General features: G+C 72.6%; 19 protein-coding genes and 1 tRNA gene. 11 read left to right on the top strand and 9 right to left on the bottom strand.

Annotation, left to right across the window (positions count from 1 at the left end):
• Positions 1-166: 166 nt before the first annotated feature.
• Together ACYVGT_RS11850 and ACYVGT_RS11845 are read left to right on the top strand one after the other, a co-directional pair.
• Positions 167-1,792, top strand: a complete 1,626-nt coding sequence (locus ACYVGT_RS11850) for an SLC13 family permease (RefSeq protein ID WP_460857131.1) — start codon at positions 167-169, stop codon at positions 1,790-1,792.
• Between the two features lie 145 nt (positions 1,793-1,937).
• Entirely contained in the window at positions 1,938-2,366 is a 429-nt protein-coding gene (locus tag ACYVGT_RS11845) for an OsmC family protein (protein WP_460857130.1), read from the top strand.
• A 48-nt stretch (positions 2,367-2,414) separates the two neighbouring features.
• Here ACYVGT_RS11845 and ACYVGT_RS11840 read toward each other — a convergent pair whose 3' ends face one another.
• Together ACYVGT_RS11840 and ACYVGT_RS11835 are read right to left on the bottom strand one after the other, a co-directional pair.
• Positions 2,415-2,675 carry a hypothetical protein gene (locus ACYVGT_RS11840; RefSeq protein ID WP_460857127.1) on the bottom strand — a complete coding sequence of 87 codons (261 nt, stop codon included), beginning with the start codon at positions 2,673-2,675 and terminating at the stop codon, positions 2,415-2,417.
• Between the two features lie 8 nt (positions 2,676-2,683).
• A complete protein-coding gene (locus ACYVGT_RS11835) occupies positions 2,684-4,060 on the bottom strand; it encodes a TRAP transporter large permease subunit (protein ID WP_460857124.1) in 1,377 nt (458 codons plus the stop codon).
• A 193-nt stretch (positions 4,061-4,253) separates the two neighbouring features.
• On the opposite strand from ACYVGT_RS11835, the gene ACYVGT_RS11830 reads away from it, so the two are divergent.
• The 3 genes from ACYVGT_RS11830 to ACYVGT_RS11820 all read left to right on the top strand — a co-directional run bounded on the left by ACYVGT_RS11830 (position 4,254) and on the right by ACYVGT_RS11820 (position 7,017).
• Entirely contained in the window at positions 4,254-5,009 is a 756-nt protein-coding gene (locus ACYVGT_RS11830; RefSeq protein WP_460857122.1) for a GntR family transcriptional regulator, read from the top strand.
• Positions 5,010-5,208: 199 nt separating this feature from the next.
• Positions 5,209-6,621 (top strand): acyclic terpene utilization AtuA family protein, encoded by a 1,413-nt coding sequence (locus ACYVGT_RS11825; protein ID WP_460857120.1) that lies wholly within the window; start codon positions 5,209-5,211, stop codon positions 6,619-6,621.
• Between the two features lie 48 nt (positions 6,622-6,669).
• On the top strand, positions 6,670-7,017 hold the full coding sequence (locus ACYVGT_RS11820) for a DUF4387 domain-containing protein (protein ID WP_460857117.1): 348 nt from the start codon (positions 6,670-6,672) through the stop codon (positions 7,015-7,017).
• A 76-nt stretch (positions 7,018-7,093) separates the two neighbouring features.
• Here the strand turns inward: ACYVGT_RS11820 and ACYVGT_RS11815 are convergent, their stop codons facing one another.
• A complete protein-coding gene (locus tag ACYVGT_RS11815; RefSeq protein WP_460857115.1) occupies positions 7,094-7,501 on the bottom strand; it encodes an NUDIX hydrolase in 408 nt (135 codons plus the stop codon).
• Positions 7,502-7,606: 105 nt separating this feature from the next.
• Between ACYVGT_RS11815 and ACYVGT_RS11810 the strand changes: the two genes are divergently transcribed.
• The 4 genes from ACYVGT_RS11810 (at position 7,607) to ACYVGT_RS11795 (ending at position 12,026) form a co-directional block, all read left to right on the top strand.
• Positions 7,607-7,756: a hypothetical protein gene (locus tag ACYVGT_RS11810; protein WP_460857113.1), complete on the top strand. Its 150-nt coding sequence runs from the start codon at positions 7,607-7,609 to the stop codon at positions 7,754-7,756.
• Positions 7,749-8,696, top strand: a complete 948-nt coding sequence (locus ACYVGT_RS11805) for an amidohydrolase family protein (protein ID WP_460857111.1) — start codon at positions 7,749-7,751, stop codon at positions 8,694-8,696. The genes ACYVGT_RS11810 and ACYVGT_RS11805 overlap by 8 nt, the downstream gene beginning before the upstream one ends.
• 65 nt (positions 8,697-8,761) lie before the next feature.
• Positions 8,762-10,342 (top strand): long-chain-fatty-acid--CoA ligase, encoded by a 1,581-nt coding sequence (locus tag ACYVGT_RS11800; RefSeq protein ID WP_460857109.1) that lies wholly within the window; start codon positions 8,762-8,764, stop codon positions 10,340-10,342.
• Between the two features lie 184 nt (positions 10,343-10,526).
• On the top strand, positions 10,527-12,026 hold the full coding sequence (locus tag ACYVGT_RS11795) for a DUF7507 domain-containing protein (RefSeq protein ID WP_460857106.1): 1,500 nt from the start codon (positions 10,527-10,529) through the stop codon (positions 12,024-12,026).
• A gap of 123 nt (positions 12,027-12,149) precedes the next feature.
• On the opposite strand, the gene ACYVGT_RS11790 is transcribed toward ACYVGT_RS11795, so the two are convergent.
• The 4 genes from ACYVGT_RS11790 to ACYVGT_RS11775 form a co-directional block, all read right to left on the bottom strand.
• Positions 12,150-13,079 carry an alpha/beta fold hydrolase gene (locus tag ACYVGT_RS11790; RefSeq protein WP_460857105.1) on the bottom strand — a complete coding sequence of 310 codons (930 nt, stop codon included), beginning with the start codon at positions 13,077-13,079 and terminating at the stop codon, positions 12,150-12,152.
• The gene (locus ACYVGT_RS11785) at positions 13,076-13,564 is read right to left on the bottom strand and encodes a hypothetical protein (RefSeq protein ID WP_460857103.1); all 489 of its coding nucleotides are present in this window, start codon (positions 13,562-13,564) and stop codon (positions 13,076-13,078) included. Before ACYVGT_RS11785 ends, ACYVGT_RS11790 begins: the two co-directional genes overlap by 4 nt.
• 134 nt (positions 13,565-13,698) lie before the next feature.
• Positions 13,699-14,400 (bottom strand): DUF3159 domain-containing protein, encoded by a 702-nt coding sequence (locus ACYVGT_RS11780; RefSeq protein WP_460857101.1) that lies wholly within the window; start codon positions 14,398-14,400, stop codon positions 13,699-13,701.
• A 49-nt stretch (positions 14,401-14,449) separates the two neighbouring features.
• The gene (locus ACYVGT_RS11775) at positions 14,450-16,324 is read right to left on the bottom strand and encodes a S9 family peptidase (RefSeq protein WP_460857099.1); all 1,875 of its coding nucleotides are present in this window, start codon (positions 16,322-16,324) and stop codon (positions 14,450-14,452) included.
• 409 nt (positions 16,325-16,733) lie between these two features.
• Between ACYVGT_RS11775 and ACYVGT_RS11770 the strand changes: the two genes are divergently transcribed.
• The gene (locus ACYVGT_RS11770) at positions 16,734-18,767 is read left to right on the top strand and encodes a WD40 repeat domain-containing serine/threonine protein kinase (RefSeq protein WP_460857097.1); all 2,034 of its coding nucleotides are present in this window, start codon (positions 16,734-16,736) and stop codon (positions 18,765-18,767) included.
• Positions 18,768-18,894: 127 nt separating this feature from the next.
• Here ACYVGT_RS11770 and ACYVGT_RS11765 read toward each other — a convergent pair.
• Positions 18,895-18,968: transfer RNA gene (locus tag ACYVGT_RS11765), tRNA-Gly, on the bottom strand.
• A 109-nt stretch (positions 18,969-19,077) separates the two neighbouring features.
• Here ACYVGT_RS11765 and dcd point away from each other — a divergent pair.
• Entirely contained in the window at positions 19,078-19,653 is a 576-nt protein-coding gene (gene dcd, locus ACYVGT_RS11760; RefSeq protein ID WP_460857094.1) for a dCTP deaminase, read from the top strand.
• Between the two features lie 139 nt (positions 19,654-19,792).
• On the opposite strand, the gene ACYVGT_RS11755 is transcribed toward dcd, so the two are convergent.
• Positions 19,793-20,500, bottom strand: a complete 708-nt coding sequence (locus tag ACYVGT_RS11755) for a rhomboid family intramembrane serine protease (protein WP_460857091.1) — start codon at positions 20,498-20,500, stop codon at positions 19,793-19,795.
• Positions 20,501-20,523: the final 23 nt, after the last annotated feature.

The raw sequence follows: 20,523 nt of genomic DNA, 5'->3' as shown, positions 1-20,523 counted from the left end.
TGCCCGGCGGATCCTCAGCGGGCGGGCAACCGATCGGGGCAAACCCGCGCGGTCATCTAGGCGCGGGCCGGAATTGGGCGCACAATGACCGGCGCGACACAGCGAACCCGCCGTTCCCGACCAGCACCACCCGCCCCATCCGCGGATTCCCGACGAGGAGTCGTTGATGACTGCTGGCACCCCTGACGGACCCCCCGACGCTCAACCGCCCCGCACTGACGTCGAGTCGGCGCTGCTCGGCCAGGCCACCTACCGCAGCCTCGGCGAGCAGCGGCTCTCCCCGGCCGAAGAGAGATTCGAGAAGGCCCGCAACACCGCGGGGTTCATCCTCGCCCCGCTGATCACCGCTCTCGTCTGGTTCCTGCCGCTCGACATCCCCGGCGACCAGCACGCCCTCGCCGCGATCCTGCTGGGCGTGATGGTGCTCTGGGTGACCGAGCCCGTGCCCATCCCCGTCGGCGGGCTGATCGGCGTCGCGGCGGTCGTCATCCTCGGTGTCGCCGAGCCGGACGCGGTCCTCGGCCCGTTCGGCAACTCGACCGTCTTCACCTTCATCGGCGCGTTCATCCTCGCCCAGGCGATGCTGCGGCACGGCCTGACCCGGCGGTTCGCGCTGTTCATCCTCGGCCTGCCCGGCGTCGGCCGGAGCAGTCACGCGGTGATCATCGCCTTCGGCTTCATCACCTGCGTCATCTCGGCGTTCATCTCGAACACGGCCACCGTCGCGATGCTGCTGCCCACCGCCCTGGGCATTCTCACCGTCATCGCGAAACTGCTGCAGACCCGCGGGCTCGTCGCGGCCGACTTCGACCCGACCCGGCTCCGCGTCGGCACCGCGCTGATGCTGATGCTCGCCTACGGCGCGAGCGTCGGCGGCCTGCTCACCCCGGTCGGGTCGCCGCCCAACCTCATCGGCCGCGGCCTCATCGAGGAGGCGACCGGCGTCCGCATCTCGTTCGGCGAGTGGATGATCATGGCGCTGCCGATCTGCGCCGCGATGTTCGTCCTGCTCGCCGTGGTGATGCTGCTGCTCAACCGGCCGGAGCTGCGCCGGCTGGAGGGCGTCGAGGAGTACGTGGCCTCCGAGCGCGCCGAGCTCGGCCGGATGTCGCGCGCCGAGGTCAACACCCTCATCGCCTTCTCCGCCACGGTCGCCCTGTGGATCGCGCCGGGCATCGTCGCCGTGGCCGCCGGCACCGAGTCGGCGATCTACGAGACGGTCTCCAACCGGCTGGACGAGGGCGTCGTGGCGATCGCCGGCGCATCGCTGCTGTTCCTGCTGCCGGTGAACTGGGGCCGCCGCGAGTTCACCCTCACCTGGTCGGAGGCGGCCCGGATCGACTGGGGCACCGTCGTGCTGTTCGGCACCGGCATCATCTTCGGCACGCTGCTCACCGACGTGGGGCTCGCAGAGACGATCGGCACCGGCTCTGCCGACCTGCTCGGCATCGGCAGCCTCTTCGCGCTGACCGCGTTCGCGGTGGTCCTGTCGATCATCATCTCGGAGACGATGAGCAACACCGCGTCCGCTGCCGTCGTGGTGCCGATCATCATCCCGATCGCGGTCGGTGCGGGTGTGGATCCGCTGGTGCCGGCCTTCGCGGCGACGTTCGCCGCCTCGTTCGGCTTCATGCTGCCCGTGTCGACGCCGCAGAACGCCGTCGTCTACGGCTCCGGGACCGTGCCCATCACCCGGATGATCCGCACCGGCGTCTCCTTCGACGTGCTCGGCGGGCTGATGATCCTGGTCCTGCTGCCGCTCATGGTGGCGGCGATCAGCCTGGGCGCCTGAGCCGGCATCTTCTGCGCGAACGCCGCAGATCCGTGCCCGCAGATGCGGGTCAGCGGCGGCGAGAAGGGAAAGGATCACTCGCGGCGCCCGTCACCGGCGGGCGCCGCTCGATCGTGCAGCCGAAAAACCGACAAGGAGACCGGACATGGCGACCAAGCGCAAGGCGACCACCGAGTGGAGCGGCGGACTCCGCGACGGCTCCGGGCAGGTGGCCCTGGAGTCCTCCGGCACCGGCACGTTCGACGTGAGCTGGCCCTCGCGTGCGGAGGAGCCGAACGGAAAGACCAGCCCGGAGGAGCTCATCGCCGGCGCGCACTCCTCGTGCTTCTCGATGGCCCTGTCCAACGGCCTGGGCCAGGCCGGCCACACCCCGGAGTCCATCCGGACCAGCGCCGAAGTGGCCTTCCAGCCGGGCCAGGGCATCACCGGCATCGCCCTCACCGTCCGCGCCCGCGTCCCCGGCATCTCCGCCGCCGATTTCACCGCCGCGGCGGAGGACGCCAAGGCCAACTGCCCGGTCAGCCAGGCCCTCGCCGCCGTCCCGATCACCCTTGACGCATCCCTGGAGTCCTAAGGCGTTCGGCGGCGCCGCCCCCCAGCCAGGGGCGGCGCCGCCGTGCCGCTACCCTTCGCCGCCGGAGCCGCCGCGGCCGGCGGTGAGCGTGTGCTTCCGCGACACGTAGACCGCGGCCATTCCTGCGGCGACGGCGACTCCCGCCAGCCGGACCGCCCAGGCGGCGATCTCGGATGCGACCGCGCTGATCTGCGCGCCCGCTGCCCCGCCGGCGGCGACGCCGACCGCGAACAGCAGGCCGATCACCACGCCCAGCGCGACGGCAGCAGCGACGAGCACCGCGTAGGCCTTCTCCAGAACCGGTTGCACGGCCTCTCCTATCCGGCTCCGACCGCGGCCAGCGGCAGAAGCCCTGCGAGCAGGATGATGGTGGTCAGCAGGTGGAAGGCGACCCAGGGGAGGGCCGCCCTGACGGTGGCGCCGAAGCCGGAGCCGGCGATGCCCATGGTGACGAACAGCCCGAGCGCCATCGGCGGGGTCATGCCCTCCATCGCGCCGGTCATCGCCGGGAGCAGCACGGCCAGCACCAGCGGGTCGCCGCCGGTCGCGGCGAAGCCGGCGACGACCGCCGAGCCGAGGATGGCGACCTGCGCCGTGCCGGGCAGCACCATGCCGAGCACGGCGAAGAACAGCGGGATGACGATGATCATCGCCGTCAGGTTCAGGTCGAGCCCCACGAACCAGGCGTGGATCTCGTCGTCGGCCTGCAGCCCCGCGAACGCCTCGGAGACGGCATAGGCGAAGTACACCGTCGCGCCGATCGGGACGACCCGCGGCACCGCTGCGGACAGGGTGGACAGCAGGGCGGACGGCCGGAGCAGCCGGCGCCCGCCGCCGCCCGCGATGAGCAGGGCATACAGGGCGGCGGTGCCCGGGATGATCATGAGCACGCTGTCCGAGAAGGCCGCGGCGCCCGCGGTGCCCAGCCGCGCGGCCAGCAGGTCCTGCGCGCCGATGTCGACCAGGAGCGGGATGAAGAGGACGACGGGGAGGAGCAGGGCCGGCCACCCCTCCCGCCATGCCTGGCGCAGGTCGGGCCGCTCGTGTGCCGGGACCGGTTGCACGCCGGCCCGCCGGCACAGCACGTAGAGGTAGAGGAACCGCTGCAGCAGGTACCAGCCGCCGACCGAGTACGACGCCAGCAGCCATCCGCTGAGGGAGATGCTGCCCGGGGCGAAGCTGTCGTAGATCCCATAGGTCAGGAAGATGATCCCCGCGGGCGGGATGATGTTGCCCAGCATGCTGGCCGACATCTCGATGGTGGCCGCGTGGGCGGGGCGGAAGCCGGTGCGCTTCATCAGCGGGATCGTGAAGGTGCCGACGGCGGCGGCGTTGCCCGGCCCGCTGCCCGACAGCGAGGCCATGAACGCGCTGGCCGTCAGCGCCACGTAGCCGGCGCCGCCGCGGACCCGCCCGATGAGGGCCAGCATGATGCGGACGATGCGGTCGACCGCGTCGGTGGCGTCGAAGACGACGGCCACCACCATGAAGGCGACGATGACGTAGAAGAGGCTGCTCTCGGTCGGCGCCGCGAGGTAGGTCGGCAGCCGGTCCAACTGGCCGGAGGCGGCGACGAAGAGCACGAAGGCGACGGCCATGCACTCGTAGATCGGGCGCTTGGCCACGAGGAAGAGGACTGCGACGGCGGCGAGGAGGCCGGCGAGCAGGAGGAGGGCGGGGGGTATTCCGAGCACGGTGGCGCTCCCGGAGTGAACGGGTAGATACCATTGGTGTTACTGGTCATATCCTGTTGGCGCGGAAACCTAGCACGGCGGCGCCTCGCGGGGGAAGGCCCCGGCTCTGCGGCCCCGGCTGCCCCGGCGATGCGGCATCGTGGTCCGCGGCGGCCGGAGTGGCGCCGCAGTGGCGACGCGAGGGAGAGTGACGGTGAACGGTTCCGGGCGCCCGCTGTACGCGCAGCTCGTCGAGACGTTCCGGGAGCGTATCCGCAGCGGAGAGTGGGTTTCAGGGCAGCAGCTCCCCTCTGAGCGGGAGCTGTGCCACCTGTTCGGCGTCAGCCGCATCACGGTGCGGCGCGCCATCGACATCGCCGCCTCCGAAGGGCTGCTCGACCGCGCCCAAGGGGTGGGCACCTTCGTGGCCGATCCCCGCGTGGCGCAGCCCATCGACCACATCAACAGCTTCGAGCGCACGCTCGAAGAGCGCGGGATCGTCGCCTCCACCCGGGTGCACGCCGCCCACCCGGTCGTCGGCGACCTGCAGACCGCCGCCATCCTGCGCATCCCCACCGGCGATCCGGCCGTCCAGCTGCAGCTCGTGGGCTGCGGCGATGCGACGCCGATCGTGTTCTACGACAGCGTCTTCCCGCGCGGCCTCGGCGAGGAGATGGTCGCCGCCGCGCGCCGCACCGAGGGCGCGGGCACCCCGTTCTCCACCCTGGACCTGTACCGGGAGCCGGTGTCGCGGCGGCCCGACCGCCTGGAGCAGACCTTCGAGGCGACCACCGCCGACCCGGCCCTCGCCGGCCTGCTCGAGGTTGCCGAGGGGTGGCCGATCCTGCGGGTGACCTCCCTGCTCACCGCTGCCGGGGAAGCGCTGGAGTACCGCCGGGCCGCGTACCGGGGCGATCGGTACACGTTCGCCGTCGACCGCCGGCTCCCGCCGCTCGCACCGGGTTCCTGACCGGCCGCTCCGGCCCGTCCCCGCGTGCCGGGACCGGTGCGGCTGCGGTTCCCGCCGCCGTCTGCCGCCGTCCGTTCGCCGCTGCGTCCGGGGGTTTCCCGCGTTCTCCGGCGTTCAGCCCCGGCGCAGGGCTGTTGACAGCCCCTGGAGCCGCTGCAATGCTGCGCCAAGTGGTTATAACCGGTTATAGGGAGGTCTCGTGAAGTCCGAGCTCCGAGTCGTCAGCCCCAACGGCCATCTGGGATTCGCTCCGACCAAGGAGGAGAGCTTCCGCATCGCCGCGGCCACGCGGCCCGACTACTACTGCTGCGACTCCGGCAGCGATGACATCGGCCCCGGCGCGCTGGGGACGGACTCGTCGGTCAGCATGGCGGAGTGGCAGCGGCACGACCTCGAGCTCATGCTGCTCGCCTCCCGCGAGCAGGGGGTGCCGATGATCGTCGGCTCGGCTGGGGACTGCGGCAGCGACAGCAGGGTCGACCTGTTCGTCCAGATGATCCGGGACCTGGCCCGCGAGCACGGGCTGGCGCCCTTCACGCTCGCCTACTTCTACTCCGAGGTGGACACCGCGGACCTGTCCGCGGCGCTCGGGCGGGGGCTGGTCCTCGAAGGGCTCGACGGCCGCGCGCCGCTCACACCGGAGGACGTGGAGCGCACCACGCGGGCCGTCGCGGTCGCCGGCGTGCACCCGTTCATCACTGCCCTGGAGGCGGGGGCCGACGTCATCATCGGCGGGCGCTCCAGCGACTGCGCCGTGTTCGCCGCCCCCGCGATCTACGAGGGCTTCCCCGAAGAGCACGCCTACTACCTGGGCAAGGTGCTCGAATGCGCCTCCTTCTGCGCCGAGCCCTACGGCGCCAAGGAGAGCGTGATCGGCACCATCACCCACGACGACGTGAAGGTCACCGCGATGGCGCCGCACCAGCGGTGCACCATCGCCAGCGTGGCCGGCCACGCGATGTACGAGCGCTCGAACCCCTTCTACGAGCACTTCGCCGGCGGCATGCTGGACATGTCCGACTGCACCTATGAGCAGTACGACGAGCGCACCACCCGCGTCACCGGGCAGCGCTACGTGCCCTCGGCGGGCGGCGCCGCGGTGAAGATCGAGGGCTCCGGGCGCGTCGGCGAGAAGTACATCGGCATCGCCGGTGTCCGCGATCCCTACACCATCGCCAATATCGACACGGTGGTCGAACTGGCGCGCAACGAGGTCGCGGCCGTCCTGGGCGGGGCCGACTACCAGCTGAGCTTCCGCGTGTTCGGCAAGAACGGGGTGATGGGCGACCTCGAGCCGGTGCGCGAGACCGCCTCGCACGAGCTGTGCATCGTGATCGAGGGCATCGCCGAGACGGCGGAGCTGGCCGAGACCGTCGCGCTGATGGGCACCCGGCAGATCTTCTACGCCCGCCTGCCCGAGGTGAAGGGCACCGCCGGCACGGCCTCCTTCGTCGTGGACGAGGTGCTGCCCGCGAAGCCCGCCTTCATCTGGACCGCGAACCACACGCTGCCGGTGGACGACCCCGCGTCGCTGTTTCCGGTCCACACGGTGCACATCGACGGCACCGGCGGCGCGGAGCCGGTCGGCGCCGCCGCCGCGCAGCAGGGCTGACCCAGCGGCGCCGGGTGCGCGCCGCACGTGGAGAGATCGGGAGAGGACATGGCGATCACAGCGGATGAGACCACCGGCACGGCACTGGCGGAACTCGCCAAGACCGTGCGGAGCAAGAACGCCGGCACCGACCGGATCACGTTCGACGTGATCTTCCACGGCCGGGAGGACTACGAGCGGGTGAAGCGCAGCGGCGCACTGACCCGGGCGACCGTGGCCGCGCTCTACCGCATCCCGGACGAGCGGATCGTGGACTTCGTCGAGTTCGATCCGGCGTTCGCGATCAAGTTCACCATTGCGCGGACGCAGCCGAGCGGAAGCCCGGGCGAGGGCGACATCTTCGGCTGCCAGCAGTACCCGCCGCTGCTGGGGGTGCGCATCCCCGCGGACTCCTGACGGCGTCCGAACGGCGCGCTGCCCGCGGGTTCCGGCTGCTGCCGGAGCGCGCGGGCAGTTTCCGGTGCCCCCCGGGTCAGGCGCGCTGGCGGATGGCGGGGAGGACGCGCTCGGCCAGGAGGGGGGCGAGGCGGACGCCGGCGGGCGGGGCGGCGGGGTCGATCCGGAGGAGTTCGGCGATCTCGCCGTCGGCGGCGGGGGTTCCGGGGAGCGCGGCCGTGTAGACCGTCGCGCAGACCTCGGTGTCGGCCTCGTTGGCCGCCGGGGCGGTCCAGGCGCCGAGGGGGGCCAGGGTGCCGGCGGGCACGGTCAGGCCGATCTCCTCGGCGACTTCGCGGACGGCCGCGTCAAGCGGCTCCTCGCCCGGTTCGAGCTTGCCGCCCGGAAGCATGAAGGCGCCCGTTCCGCGCTTGCGCACCGCGACGACGTGCCCGTCCGGGTCGGTGAAGCAGACAGCCGCGACGTACAGGGTGGTCAGAGGCATACCCGGATTCTATGGCGCGCTCCGGACCGCGGCCCGCCCCCGCCCCCGACCGGGACGCTCGGCCCACCCGGATCCGCCGGCGGGCCCCGCGCTAGGGTGTGGGCTGTGACGAAGGTCTCAAGAGGCGGCGAAAGCGGCGGACCTGCGCCGATGGGCGGCGAAGCCGGCCGGGTGCAGGCGTTCTGGCGCGCGCTGGACATCCCCGGACTGGCCGATGCCCGCACACGCCGGGTTTCAGGGGGCGCAGATGCCTGACGGTGTGCGGCGCGAAGCGCCGTCTGAAGAGCCGCCCTCGGGCGTCGCCGGCGTGCGCGGCGAGGCGGAGCGTGTGCGCGGGCTGTGGGGTGGGCTCGGGATCCCCGGGCTGGTCGACGTGCACACCCATTTCATGCCCGACAACGTGCTCCGCAAAGTCTGGGCCTACTTCGAGGCGCTGCCCGGGGGCGTGTGGCCGATCACCTACCGGCGCTCTGAAGAGGAGCGGGTGGACCTGCTGCGCTCCTTCGGCGTGGCGGCCTACAGCGCACTGTCCTACCCGCACCGGCCCGGCATGGCGCAGTGGCTCAACGGATGGGCCGCCGGCTTCGCCGCGGCCCATCCCGACAACCTGCACAGCGCCACGTTCTACCCCGAGGAGGGCGCGGCGGCCTACACCGCGGAGGCCGTCGGCGCGGGGGCGCGCATCTTCAAGGCGCACCTGCAGGTCGGCGGGTACGACCCGCGGGACCCGCGGCTCGACGGCGTGTGGGGGACGCTGGCCGAGGCCGGTGTCCCGGTCGTGGTGCACTGCGGCTCCGGCCCCGAGCCGGGGCGCTTCACCGGGCCCGGGCCGTTCGCGGAGGTGCTGCGCGCGCACCCGCGCCTGATCGCGGTCATCGCGCACGCGGGCACGCCCGAGTACCGCGGCTTCCTCGATCTCGCCGACCGCCATCCAGGGGTCCACCTGGACACCACCATGGTCTTCACCCCCTTCACCGAGCGCACGGCGCCGTTCCCGAAGGATGAGCTGCCCCGGTTGAAGGGGCTCCAGGACCGGGTGCTGCTCGGCTCGGACTTCCCCAACATCCCCTACCCCTACGAAGTGCAGCTGGAGAGCCTGGCGGCGCTGGACATGGGAGGCGACTGGATGGCGGACGTCCTCTACCGCAACGGCGCCCGGTTGTTCCGGCTCGGCACAAGCGGCACCTCCGCCTGACGGCCGCACCGCCCCACCCCCTGATCGATCCCCGCGCAGCATCACCGTCCCGGAGAGAAGGCGCCATGGAAATCGCTCTCAGCCCGCTGCAGTTCGCCCGCCGCACGCGCCGGCTGCACCCGCAGCGCGAAGCCGTCGTCGACGGCGGGCTCCGCCTCACCTACGAGGAGTTCTTCGACCGGTGCGACCGCTGGTCCACCGCACTGCAGGGGATGGGGGTCGGCAAGGGCGACCGCGTCGCCTACATCGCCCCCAACACCCATGCGCAGCTGGAGTCCTTCTACGCCGTGCCGCAGATCGGCGCGGTCCTCGTGCCGATCAACTACCGGCTCACCGCCGAGGACTTCGTCTACATCGTCGAGCACTCCGGCGCGACGGTGCTGTGCGCGCACTCCGACCAGCTCGACACGGTCGACGGCGTGCGCGACCGGATGCCCGGTGTGCAGCGGTTCATCGCGCTGGAGGGCGCCGAGGAGGGACGGCCCGGGTGGGAGGACTACGAGAGCCTCGTCGCCGCCACCGAGCCCGCCGTCGTGCAGCCCGACATCGCCGAGTCGGACCTGCTCACCATCAACTACACCTCGGGAACCACCGCGCGCCCCAAAGGCGTGATGATCACCCACCGCAACGCCTACATGAACAGCATCGGCACGCTGCTGCACCTGCGGATGGACCTGGGCGACCGCTACCTGTGGACGCTGCCGATGTTCCACGCGAACGGGTGGACCTACACCTGGACGGTGACGGCCGCCGCGGCCACCCACGTCTGCCTGCGGGCGGTGGACCCGGCGCGGGCGTTCGAACTGATCCGCACCGAGCAGATCAGCTGGCTCTGCGCGGCCCCGACGGTGCTCATCATGCTCGCGAACACGCCGCCCGAGGTGCGCGGCGAGCTGCCGCCGGGCGTCCACGTGGTGACGGCCGGCGCGGCGCCGGCGGCCGCGACCATCGAGCTGCTGGAAGACGTCTTCGGCTGGACCGTGACGCACGTCTACGGCCTCACCGAGACCGCGCCGTTCATCACCGTGTGCGAGATGCGCCCGGAGCACGCGGGCCTCGGCGCCCGCGACCGCGCTGCGCACAAAGCCCGCCAGGGCGTCGAGATGATCAGCTCGGGCGAGCTCGCCGTGCTCGACGACGCCGGGCGCGAGGTGCCGTGGGACGGCGCCACCGTCGGAGAGATCGCGGTCCGCGGCAACGTGGTGATGGCCGGATACTTCAACGACCCGGAGGCGACCGAGAAGGCGATGGGCGACGGCTGGTTCCACACCGGCGACGCGGCCGTGACCCACCCGGACGGCTACGTCGACATCCAGGACCGGATCAAGGACGTGATCATCTCCGGCGGCGAGAACATCTCCTCCGTCGAGGTGGAGGGTGTGCTGCTGCGGCACCCGTCGGTGCTGGAGGCCGCGGTGGTCGGCGTGCCGCACGAGCGGTGGGGCGAGACGCCGCTGGCCACCGTCGTCCTCCAGCAGGGCGCGGAGGCCACCGAGCAGGAGATCATCGCCTTCGCCCGGGAGCACCTCGCCCACTTCAAGGCCCCGACCCGGGTGGTCTTCTCCGACGCCCTGCCCAAGACCGCCACCGGCAAGATCCAGAAGTTCGTCCTCCGCGGTGGCGCCTCCGCGGTCACGCGCCAGTAGGGCGCATCCGGCGGCGCGCTCCGGCGCGCCGCCGGCTCGGGGCACTGCCCCCCCCGCCGCGGAGCGCCCGAAGCCGGAGGGGGCGGGCAATCACGGCAAAAGGCCGGTGATGCACGCGTAAAACCAGATGCCGGGCCGCGCGCCGCCCCGCCCCGGTCGCGCACGCGTACGCAGACTGGCCCCCATGAAACGAGCGGGCACTGTGAGGGCGGGCGTGCGGATGCTCGCGGCGGCCGCGGCGCTGCTGCTGGCGGGCGCGCCGGCCGCCGGTCCGTCCGCCGCGGCGGAGCGCGTTGCGGCCGGACCGGCCGCACCCGCTCCGGGAGCGGCCCCGGTCCCGGACCCGCCCTCAGCGACGGCGACCCCCGAGCCGCAGCCGACTCCGGACCCGCCCTTCCCCTCTGCCGAGCACGGCGCCTCCTCCGCAGAGGCGGGGGCGGCCGAGGCGGCGGGCGGCGCGAGCTCCCCCGGGGCGGACCGGGAGACGCCGGACGCCGGCGAAGGCGGTGGCGGAGAGGGCACCGCGGACGGGGCCGAGGACGGCCGGCTCGCTCCGCAGCTGTCGGTGTCGAAGACGGCGTCGCCGGACCCGCTGGCCATCGGCGGTGAGGCCGTCTACACGATCACCGTCACCAACTCCGGCGACGAGACGGCGCGCGGCGTCACCGTCACCGACACCCTCGACCCGAACGTCACGGCCGGTGCCCTGCCCCCGGAGTGCAGCGCTACGGGCGCGACCGTCACCTGTTTCGGCGCCGGTACCGACATCCCGGCCGGCGAGTCGGTGACCGTGGAGGTGCCGGTCACCGTCGACCCGTCGCTGTCGGACGGGACCAACATCGCCAACCGGGTCAGCGCCGTGGCGGAATCCGGCGAGTCGGCGAACGACCAGCTCATCAGTGTCGCGCGGGTGGAGACCGACGTCGAGATCATCAAGACGGCGTCGGCGACGGCCGAGGAGGACGGGACCGTCACCTACACGATCACGGTCATCAACCACGGCCCGTCGAACGCGGTCGAGGTGACCGTGGAGGATCCGACCGACGGGAACCAGACGACGCTGGTGGGGCGGCCGGGCGTGTGCAGTGTCGAGGGTCTGACCCTGACCTGCCCGCTGGGCACGCTGGCCCCCGATGAGGAGGTCTCCTTCTCCTTCACCGAGTCGGTGAACGACGGTGTCGACGCCGGTGAGCTGATCGAGAACTGTGCGGAGGTCTTCACCGGGAGCACGCAGACCACCACCGACAACGACCGCTCGTGTGCGACCACCACGGTCGTGCCGGCTCCGACCCCGACTCCGACGATCAGCCCCAGCCCGATTCCCATCCCGACCGTGTCACCGCTGCCGATTCCGTCGCCCAGCCCCAGCCCCAGCCCGACCGTGGAACCCTCGCCGAGTCCGAGTCCGACGGTGAGCCCGAGCCCGACCACGTCGCCCACGGCTTCGCCGTCGCCGGAGCCCACGGCGTCACCGGGCCCCACCGCGGAGCCGTCCGGTGAGCCGGAGGAACCGCCGGGTCCGGGCGGCGGCGCTGCGGGGGCGGGCGCCGCGGGAGAGCCGGCCGGCCCGATCCTGCCGCTGACCGGTGCGGGGATCTGGTCGCTCGTGGTGGCGGCGGTCGCCCTGACCACGGCGGGGGTAGCGGCCTGGCGGATCGGCCGGCCCCGCGCCGGCGGCCGCTGAGGCACCGCGGCGCCGTGCGGGCGGCGCCCCGCCCCTCCCCGGAGGGGCGGGGCGCCGGGCCCGGCCGGGAGCGTCTGCACGGATCGGACGCCCCGCATCCCGGTGCGCGCGTGTGTCCGCGCGTCAGCCCGCCGCGGACGGGATGTGCTCCCGGAGGAAGGCGGTGACCAGGCCGGCCACCTCCGCGGGGCGGTGGTAGAGCATGCCGTGGTCGGCGGCGATCCGGCGGACCCGCAGCGAAGGACGTGCCGCCGCCAGCGCATCGAGGTCGCGCAGCAGCGCGGTGCGGAACGCGGCCATCAGCGGGTGCAGCTCGGCCGGGACCTCGGGGCCGGTCTGCGTCGCGGCGACGACCAGCAGCGGCGCCGTGACTTCGGCGAACACCGGAAGCGAATCCCGGAACTCGGCGGACTCGCGGAGTGCGGCGGTGGTCTCGGGACCGGGGCGCAGCCGGGTGCGGCCGCCGCGCTCGTCCAGGTTGCGCCGCACCGCCTCGACCGCCGCGTCGGCATCGGCCCCGGTGGCGGCGCTGGCGCGGCGCTGCATGGCGAGCAGTGCGGTGACACCGCCGGCGTCCATCGGCTGCGCCGTGGCGTCCTGCTGCGCACTGAACAGCGCGCGGAGCCGGGCGAGGTCCTGTTCGAGCCGTTCCGCCGGGAGGCCCGCGTAGTGGACGGCGTCGGTCTCGGCGGCGCGGTGCCCGTCCAGGCTGACCGCGGCCGGGCAGTCGGGATGCCGCCGCGCCCACGCCCCGGCGAGCATGCCGCCCAGGGAGTGGCCCACCACTGCCGGGGTGCCGAGGCCGCACTGCGCGGCGACCGCGTCGAGGTCGTCGAGCACCCGCTCCCATTCCCAGGCCGCGTCGCCGGAGCGGCCGTGGCCGCGCAGGTCCACGGCGACGACCCGGTACCCGGGCACGAGGAAGGGGGCGAAGCCGGCCCAGTGCAGCAGATTGCCGCCCGCGCCGTGCAGGAGCAGGACGGGCGGGCCGTCCCCGCCGTGGTCGCGGACGGCGATGCGGGTGTCCGGGGTGGTGACGGTCGCCGCGGTCATCCCTGCGCCTCCGGTCCGCCCGGACGCGCGGCGGCGCGGTCGCGCACCGACGCCGACGTCACTCCGCCGTCGGGGTGGCGCACGAGCTTTCCGCGGCGCGCCAGGTCGTGCACGCCCTGCCGGGTGATCCCGAGCATCGCGCCGGCCTCGGCGAAGGTGACCCGCTGCTTGGCGGTGTGCCCGAGCGTCCGCGCCACCGCGCCCCCCAGCGGCGTCCGCCACCACTGCTCGGGCGGATCGAACGCCTCGTCACCGGGGTAGAGCAGCCCCACCAGCCGTGCCGCGGTATGTGCCGCCCGCTCCTGGTCGCGCCCGAGCAGCTGCGCCGCCCACATCTGGGCGTCGGCCTCCACCCGGCGCCGCACCGGAGCCACCAGCTCTTCGTCCTCCACCAGCACCGCCAGCGGATCCACCAGCCGCGCCGCCACCACCCGCCGCAGGTCCTCCACCAGCGCCGCGTGTACCGCCGTCGACACACTCGCCATCAGCCCGCCTCCTCTGCTTGACAGGAGTGTGCAAATGCTTGACATAATTTGTCAAGGATATTGCGGGCGGTGGCGAAGCTCGGTGGTTGCAGCGGAGGCGGCACCGCGCGGCCTCCGCGCGGTGCCGCCTCCGCTCAGTCGTGCGCGGGGTCCGCGGCGGTGGTCGTGGTGAGCCGCTTGGTGGACTTGCGCCATGCCCAGACGATCACCACGGCGGCCACCGCTGCCAGCGGGAACCCGGTGACGGTGTCCGCGATGGCGAGGCCGGTGGTGGAGTCGGCGCGGTAGAACCATTCCTGCGAGATGTAGCGGGCGGCGAAGACGGCGGCCACCGTGCCGGTCGCCAGGTCGTGCGCGAGCAGCACGGGCCGGTCGGCGCGCCAGTCGTGGCTGCCGCCGTGCATCGCGTTCCAGATCATGCCGGTGACCGGGCGGCGCGCGACCAGGGTGGCCAGGGTGGCCAGGCCGAGCACCAGCGCGGCCCAGATCCCGATCAGGAAGAAGTCGGCGGCCGAGCCGGTCGCGGCGGACACCGCACCGGCGGCGGCGACACCGATCACGCCGCCGGTGGCGGCGCCGAACTTCTCGCCGCGCCACATGCGGAAGACGGCGAGCAGGACGGCCGCGGCGACCGCGACGCCGATCGCCACCGGCAGCGCGGTGAATCCGGTGATGGCCGCGAAGAGGACGACGGGCAGGGCCGTGTAGACCATCCCCATCGGTCCGCCGACGCCGTCCAGCACCGCCTGCTTCACATCGGCGGACGCGCCGTTCGTTTCGGGGCCGGCGCCGCTGGGCGGGCCGTGCGGATTCGGGTCCGGTTCGGGGGGTTGCATAGTCACTCCGTCGTTCGGGTAGCGGGAGGCTGCGGGTCCGCCGCAGCCGTCAGCGGCCGCCGAGGTGCTCGGCGAGGAAGCGGTCGGCCGCGCGGTAGGCGGTGACCTGGTTCTCCGGGTTCACCAGCGCGTGGCCCTCGTCGGGGAAGACGATGTACTCGGTGTCCACGCCGCGGTCGCGGAGCCCCTGGACGATCCGGTCGGACTCCTCCTGCACCACCCGGGCGTCGTTGGCGCCCTGGACCACCAGCAGCGGGGTGCGGATGGCGTCGATGCGGCTGATCGGCGAGCGGGCCAGCATGTCGGCCTCCTGCTCGGGGATGTCCGGATCGCCGACGTAGCGGTACCAGTTGGTGACCAGGCCCGGCCGGACGAACTCCGGCTGATTGCGCATGAAGTTGGCGAGGTCGGAGATGCCCACCAGGTCGATGGCCGCGGCGAAGCGGTCGGGAGTGAAGGTGACACCCACCAGCGCGGCGTAGCCCCCGTAGGAGCCGCCCACGATCGCCACCCGCTCCGGGTCGGCGTAGCCCTCTCCGACCGCCCAGTCCACCGCGTCGATCAGGTCGTCGTGCATGGCGCCGGCGAACTCGCCGATCGCCGCCTCGGTGTGGGCCCGGCCGAAGCCGGTCGATCCGCGGAAGTTGACCATCAGCACGGCGTAGCCGCGGTTGGCGAACAGCTGCGCCGCGGTGTGGAAGCCCCAGGAGTCCCGGGCCCACGGGCCGCCGTGTACGCAGAGCACCAGCGGCAGGGCGCGGGGTTCGATGCCCACGGGGAGGGTCAGGTACGACGGGAGCCGGAGCCCGTCGCGCGCGGTGATGGTGACCGGCTGCATCGGGGCCATGGCCTCGGGGTCCCGGTGCGGGTAGGGGCGGAACAGCATTCGCGATTCCCCGGTGGCGTGGTCGTAGAACCAGGTGACGCCCGGGTCCCGGTCGTGCACGAAGGAGACGGTCCAGCGCATCCCGCTGTCGTCGCAGGAGAGCGCGCCGACGTCGCCGTCGGACAGCGCCTCCAGGTGCGCCAGCACCTCCGCGAAGTGCGGGTCCAGCGGATGGATCACCTGGCGCTCGCCGTAGTAGCGCACCCCGAGCAGCTCGCCCCTGCGGTCGGTGATCAGCGGCGCCGGCAGGGTGGGGAACGCCTGGGCCCGCGGGTCGATGTCGTACTCCGGATGGCTGTCCACCTCGGTCTGGGCACCGGTCGCCAGGTCGATCCGGACGAGCCGGGTGCGGTCCGTTCCGCTGTTGGAGCCGATCAGCATTCCGGTCCCGTCGGGGGTGAACTCCGACGGGTAGGCGCCCATGGGGAAGTCGTCGCCCTTGAGCCGCACCACCGGGCGCCGCTCGCCGGTCTCGGGGTCCACCCGCGCGAACTCGGTATCGCCGTTCTCGGCCAGGGAGCTGGAGAACCACTGCCCCTCACCCACCTCGAACACGCTCTGGCCGGGACCGGGGCTGCGCGCGAGCATCGTGAGCTCACCGCTTGCCACGTCCAGCTCGTGCAGGTCGAACTCCCCGGGTGTGCGTGCGTTGAGCAGCAGCGTCATCTTCCCCGGGCGGCCGACGGCCTTGTCCATGGACACGACCCGCGCGCCGGGGAACGGTGTCATGTCCACCGCGGCCGCCCCCGGGGCCTCCAGGTCGATGCGGAACACGTGCCAGTTCTCGTCCCCGCCAGTGTCCTGCAGGTAGAGGATGTGGCGCGCGTCGTCGGCCCACTCGAAGCTCAGCACGCTGCGCTCCTCGAACGAGACGCACCGGTCAGTCCCCTCGCCGCCGAGGTCGGCCACCCACACGTTGAGCCGGTTCTTCCACGGCGCCAGGTAGGCGATCCGCAGCCCGTCCGGCGCGATCGCCGCCCCCGCACGTTCCGGCGATCCGAAGAAGTCCTCAACCGCGATCCTGTCGGGCAGTGCCATGCCGTCTCTCCTCCGTGCGGACTGGGGCCGCCCTTGCGGCCTGCTGACATGCCCCAATCCCATCCGCCCGAGCCGCGACAGCACAGTGCACGCGCGTCACCACTCCGCGATGACATTCCGCGAGGCCGCGCATGACCCCCGTCATAAGCCCAGCTCCGAGTGGTTCTCCCGCAGAGCTCCCGGAGCGGGTCGAAGGGGGAGCTGCGTCCGACGGGCGCCCCCGCTACCTCCGCGCCCTCGGCATCCGCGGCGTCCGGAGTGCACGCTCCGGCGCAGTTTCGGGGGATTGGTTGCGATCTGGTGACGGGACGTTCCTTCGCGGTGCCGCTCTGTCTACCGTTATGGGGTCCTGCCAGGGGTGGCGGGACGGCTGCGCTCCTGGCCGGCCTGGGCTCCGTGAGGGAGGGCGATGGAGCTGGAGGGGCTGGAGCCGGCGGATCCCGAGCGGATCGGCGGATACCGGCTGACCCGCCGGCTGGGCGAGGGCGGGATGGGCCGGGTCTACCTCGGCAGCACCGCATCGGGGCGCCAGGTCGCCATCAAGGTCATCCGGCCGGCGCTGGCCCGGGAGGAGGGCTTCCGGGCCCGGTTCTCCCGGGAGGTCGAGGCCGCGCGGCGGGTGGGGGGATTCCATACTGCGCCGGTCGTCGACGCCGATCCGGACGGGGAGCCGGCCTGGGTCGCCACCGCGTATATCCCCGGCCCCACCCTGGACCGTGCGGTGCGCGACGAGGGGCCGCTTCCATCCGCTGCGCTGCGCACGCTTGCGGCTGGACTGGCGGAGGGACTCCAGGCGGTGCACGCCTGCGGCCTGGTCCACCGCGACCTGAAGCCGGGGAACATCATCCTCAGCGCCGACGGGCCGCGGATCATCGACTTCGGCATCGCCCGCCCGATGGACTCGGAGAGCCTGACGACCCACGAGGCCGTGTTCGGCACCCTGCCCTACATGTCCCCCGAGCAGACCGAGAACTCCCACGTCGGGCCGGCCTCGGACCTGTTCTCCCTCGGCACCGTCCTCGCCTTCGCCGCCACCGGCACCAACCCCTTCAACGGGGACTCCATGGCGGCCACCGTGCGCCGCCTCATCGGCCCGCCTCCCGACCCCGGCGACATGGACCCGGAGATCCGGGCGCTGACCGCGGAGTGCTGGAACCATGTCCCGCACCGGCGGCCCACCGCGGAGGCGGTCCTCGCCCGGTTCGCCGCGCACATCGACCGCCCCGCTGATCCGCCGCCCGGTACTCCCCGGGAACCCGCCGGCGGAATCGGGCCCGACGCGGTCACGCATGCCGCGGGGCCGCCGGCGCCGACCTTCCTCGAACCCACTCGCCGGGTTGCCGGTGCCCCGACACGGACGCCGGCGGACGGCGCGGCAGCCGCTCGTTCCGGCGGATCGCGGCGGAGAGCGCTCTGGATCGCCGCGTCGGCTTTCGTCGCGGTCAGCACCGCCGCCGCAGTGGGCGCCGTCGCGCTGCGCGCGCAAGGCGACAACGCCGCGCCCGCAGGCGACGCCGGCGGCCCCGAGCTTGCGGCCACCTTCGCTGAATACGAGGAGTGGGTGGTCACGGTGGCCTTCAGTCCGGACGGGTCCACTCTGGTCACCGCCTACGAGGGCGGCACGGTGGAGCTGTGGGACACCGGCAGCTGGGAGCGGGACCGCACTCTCATCGAGGAAGACGACCTGCTGACCCAAGGCTCGCCCGTGGCGGCGTTCAACGGCGCGGGGGACCTCCTCGCCACCGGGGGAGAATCGCTCGAAGTCTGGGACACCGGTACCTGGGAGAAGACGCAGACCCTTGAGGACGAGGACTGGATCACCGCGGTCGCGCTCACCACGGGCGGGGACACCGTGGCCGCCAGCGACCCGGTTGGGCGGGTGCGGTTGTGGGACACCGCAACTGGTGCGGAGTCCGCCGAATTCTCCGGTCCCGGCGACTACATGACCTCGGTGGCCTACAGCCCGGACGCCTCGGTGATCGCAACCAGTACCGCGGTGGACACCTCCGAGGTCGTCGAGGACAGCGACGGCGGTGCCATCCGGCTGTGGGACGCCGCCACCCTCGAAGAGGTCGACGCCCTCGTCACCGAGGGACCGTCCTACGAAGCGGTCGTGTTCAGCCCGGACAACTCGATGCTTGCCGCGGTCTCCGGCGGCCTCGATGTCTGGGACACCGGGACATGGGAAGAACGCACCGGCCTCCCGGACTGGCGGCAGGAGGACGGCGTGCTTTCGGCGGCGTTCAGTCCCGACAGCGGCACGCTCGCCACCGGCCACAACAGCGGCACCATACGCCTCTGGGACACCGCAACCTGGAAGCGGACCGCCGAGATTCCCCCGAAGGAAGACGATTCAGTACTGTCCCTGGCGTTCAACCCGGACGGCGACACACTCGCAGCGGGCCACGCCAACGGCACGGTCCGGGTGTGGGACCTCCCCTGACCCCGCCCGTCCCGCAGACGTGCCCACCGGCCGCATCCGCCGCGTGTGCGTCACGCCTCCGGGAAGCCCCAGTAAACGACGAAAGCCAGGCCCCGGTTTCCCGGTGTGACCTGGCTTTCGTCGTTGCTGGAGCGGATGACGGGGATCGAACCCGCGTTATCAGCTTGGGAAGCTGAAGTTCTGCCATTGAACTACATCCGCGTGCGGGGAGTACCCGACAGTGGACAGCTTAGCGGATGGCGGGTGGGAGCGGTAATCGGCCGGGCCGGATCTGGCCGGGCTGGGGGGACGGAGCAGGTAGGTTCGGAGCGTGCTGCTCTCAGATGGGGATATCCGGGCCGAGATCGAGGCCGGGCGGGTGCGGATCGACCCCTATGACCCGGGTCTCGTCCAGCCGTCCAGTATCGACGTGCGGCTGGACCGGTTCTTCCGGGTGTTCGAGAACCACAAGTACCCGCACATCGACCCCGCTGCTGAGCAGCCCGACCTGACCCGGCTCGTCGACGTGGAGCCCGACTCCGAGTTCGTGCTGCACCCGGGGGAGTTCGTGCTCGCCTCGACGTACGAGGTCGTGACACTGCCGGACGACATCGCGAGCCGCCTCGAGGGCAAGAGCTCGCTCGGCCGGCTCGGGCTGCTGACGCACTCCACGGCCGGCTTCATCGACCCGGGGTTCTCCGGCCACGTGACGCTGGAGCTGTCCAACGTCGCGACGCTGCCGATGAAGCTCTATCCGGGCATGAAGATCGGCCAGCTGTGCATGTTCCGGCTGACCTCGCCCGCCGAGTACCCCTACGGCTCGGACCGGTACGGCTCCCGCTACCAGGACCAGCGCGGGCCCACCCCGTCGCGCTCCCACCTCAAGTTCAGCCGCGCCTCCTTCTGAGCGCAGCGGCTGCGCCCGTACCGGCGCAGCCTGCCGGCAGCACGAAGGGGCCGGGCGGTGATCGCCCGGCCCCTTCGCCATGCCTGTCCCCGGTACGCCGTGCCCCGGAGCGCTGCCGCCCCCGGGCGGCCCCGTTCCGCTAGTACCGCCCGTACGGCGGACCGTAGGGACCGGTGTTCGGCGGGCCGGGGCGGTAGCCCGGGGTGGGGCCGTAGCCGGGGCGCGGGTGGTAGCCGCCGGCCGGCGGCTGGCCGTAGGCACCCGGGACGGCGGGCCCGGCGGGGCCGGCACCCCGGGTGCGCCTGGGCAGGAACCAGGCGGAGAGGAGCCCGCCGAGGAAGCCGAACAGGTGGGCCTGCCACGAGACCCCTTCGGTGAGCGGGAGGACGCCGATGATCAGCGTCCCGTAGAAGAGGATCACGCAGACCATGATCACGATGTCGATGGTCTTCCGCTCCACGATTCCGCGCAGCACCGTGTAGCCGAAGTAGCCGAAGACCAGGCCGCTCGCACCGACGGTGAGGGTCCCCGGAGCGGAGAACAGCCAGACACCGGCGCCGCTGACCAGGATCACGATCACGGTGGTCCACACGAAGCGGCTCAGGCCGCTGAAGGCGACCAGCGCCCCCAGCACCAGCAGCGGCACCGTGTTGCTCATGAGGTGGGCGAAGTCGGCGTGCATGAACGGGGCGGTCGCGATCGTCCAGGGCGCGTCGGCGTTCCAGGAGCGCAGGCCGAAGACCATGTCGAGGGCGCCCCCGAGTAGGAAGTCGACGAGCTCGAACACCCACATCGCCGCGGCGAAGCCCGCGACGGCGAGTATGGCGACTATCCGGGAGTGCGTCACCCTTCCGAGGGTATGCGACGGCC

This window comes from Nocardiopsis coralliicola (assembly GCF_054779695.1).
This window is presented reverse-complemented; position numbering and strand designations above follow the sequence as displayed.

Excerpts from the sequence above, each read along its gene's own strand:
- ACYVGT_RS11850 (WP_460857131.1), top strand. The coding sequence starts at position 167 with ATGACTGCTGGCACCCCTGACGGACCCCCCGACGCTCAACCGCCCCGC.
- ACYVGT_RS11845 (WP_460857130.1), top strand. The coding sequence starts at position 1,938 with ATGGCGACCAAGCGCAAGGCGACCACCGAGTGGAGCGGCGGACTCCGC.
- ACYVGT_RS11820 (WP_460857117.1), top strand. The coding sequence starts at position 6,670 with ATGGCGATCACAGCGGATGAGACCACCGGCACGGCACTGGCGGAACTC.
- ACYVGT_RS11815 (WP_460857115.1), bottom strand. The coding sequence starts at position 7,501 with ATGCCTCTGACCACCCTGTACGTCGCGGCTGTCTGCTTCACCGACCCG.
- ACYVGT_RS11805 (WP_460857111.1), top strand. The coding sequence starts at position 7,749 with ATGCCTGACGGTGTGCGGCGCGAAGCGCCGTCTGAAGAGCCGCCCTCG.
- ACYVGT_RS11800 (WP_460857109.1), top strand. The coding sequence starts at position 8,762 with ATGGAAATCGCTCTCAGCCCGCTGCAGTTCGCCCGCCGCACGCGCCGG.
- ACYVGT_RS11795 (WP_460857106.1), top strand. The coding sequence starts at position 10,527 with ATGAAACGAGCGGGCACTGTGAGGGCGGGCGTGCGGATGCTCGCGGCG.
- ACYVGT_RS11790 (WP_460857105.1), bottom strand. The coding sequence starts at position 13,079 with ATGACCGCGGCGACCGTCACCACCCCGGACACCCGCATCGCCGTCCGC.
- ACYVGT_RS11785 (WP_460857103.1), bottom strand. The coding sequence starts at position 13,564 with ATGGCGAGTGTGTCGACGGCGGTACACGCGGCGCTGGTGGAGGACCTG.
- ACYVGT_RS11780 (WP_460857101.1), bottom strand. The coding sequence starts at position 14,400 with ATGCAACCCCCCGAACCGGACCCGAATCCGCACGGCCCGCCCAGCGGC.
- ACYVGT_RS11775 (WP_460857099.1), bottom strand. The coding sequence starts at position 16,324 with ATGGCACTGCCCGACAGGATCGCGGTTGAGGACTTCTTCGGATCGCCG.
- ACYVGT_RS11770 (WP_460857097.1), top strand. The coding sequence starts at position 16,734 with ATGGAGCTGGAGGGGCTGGAGCCGGCGGATCCCGAGCGGATCGGCGGA.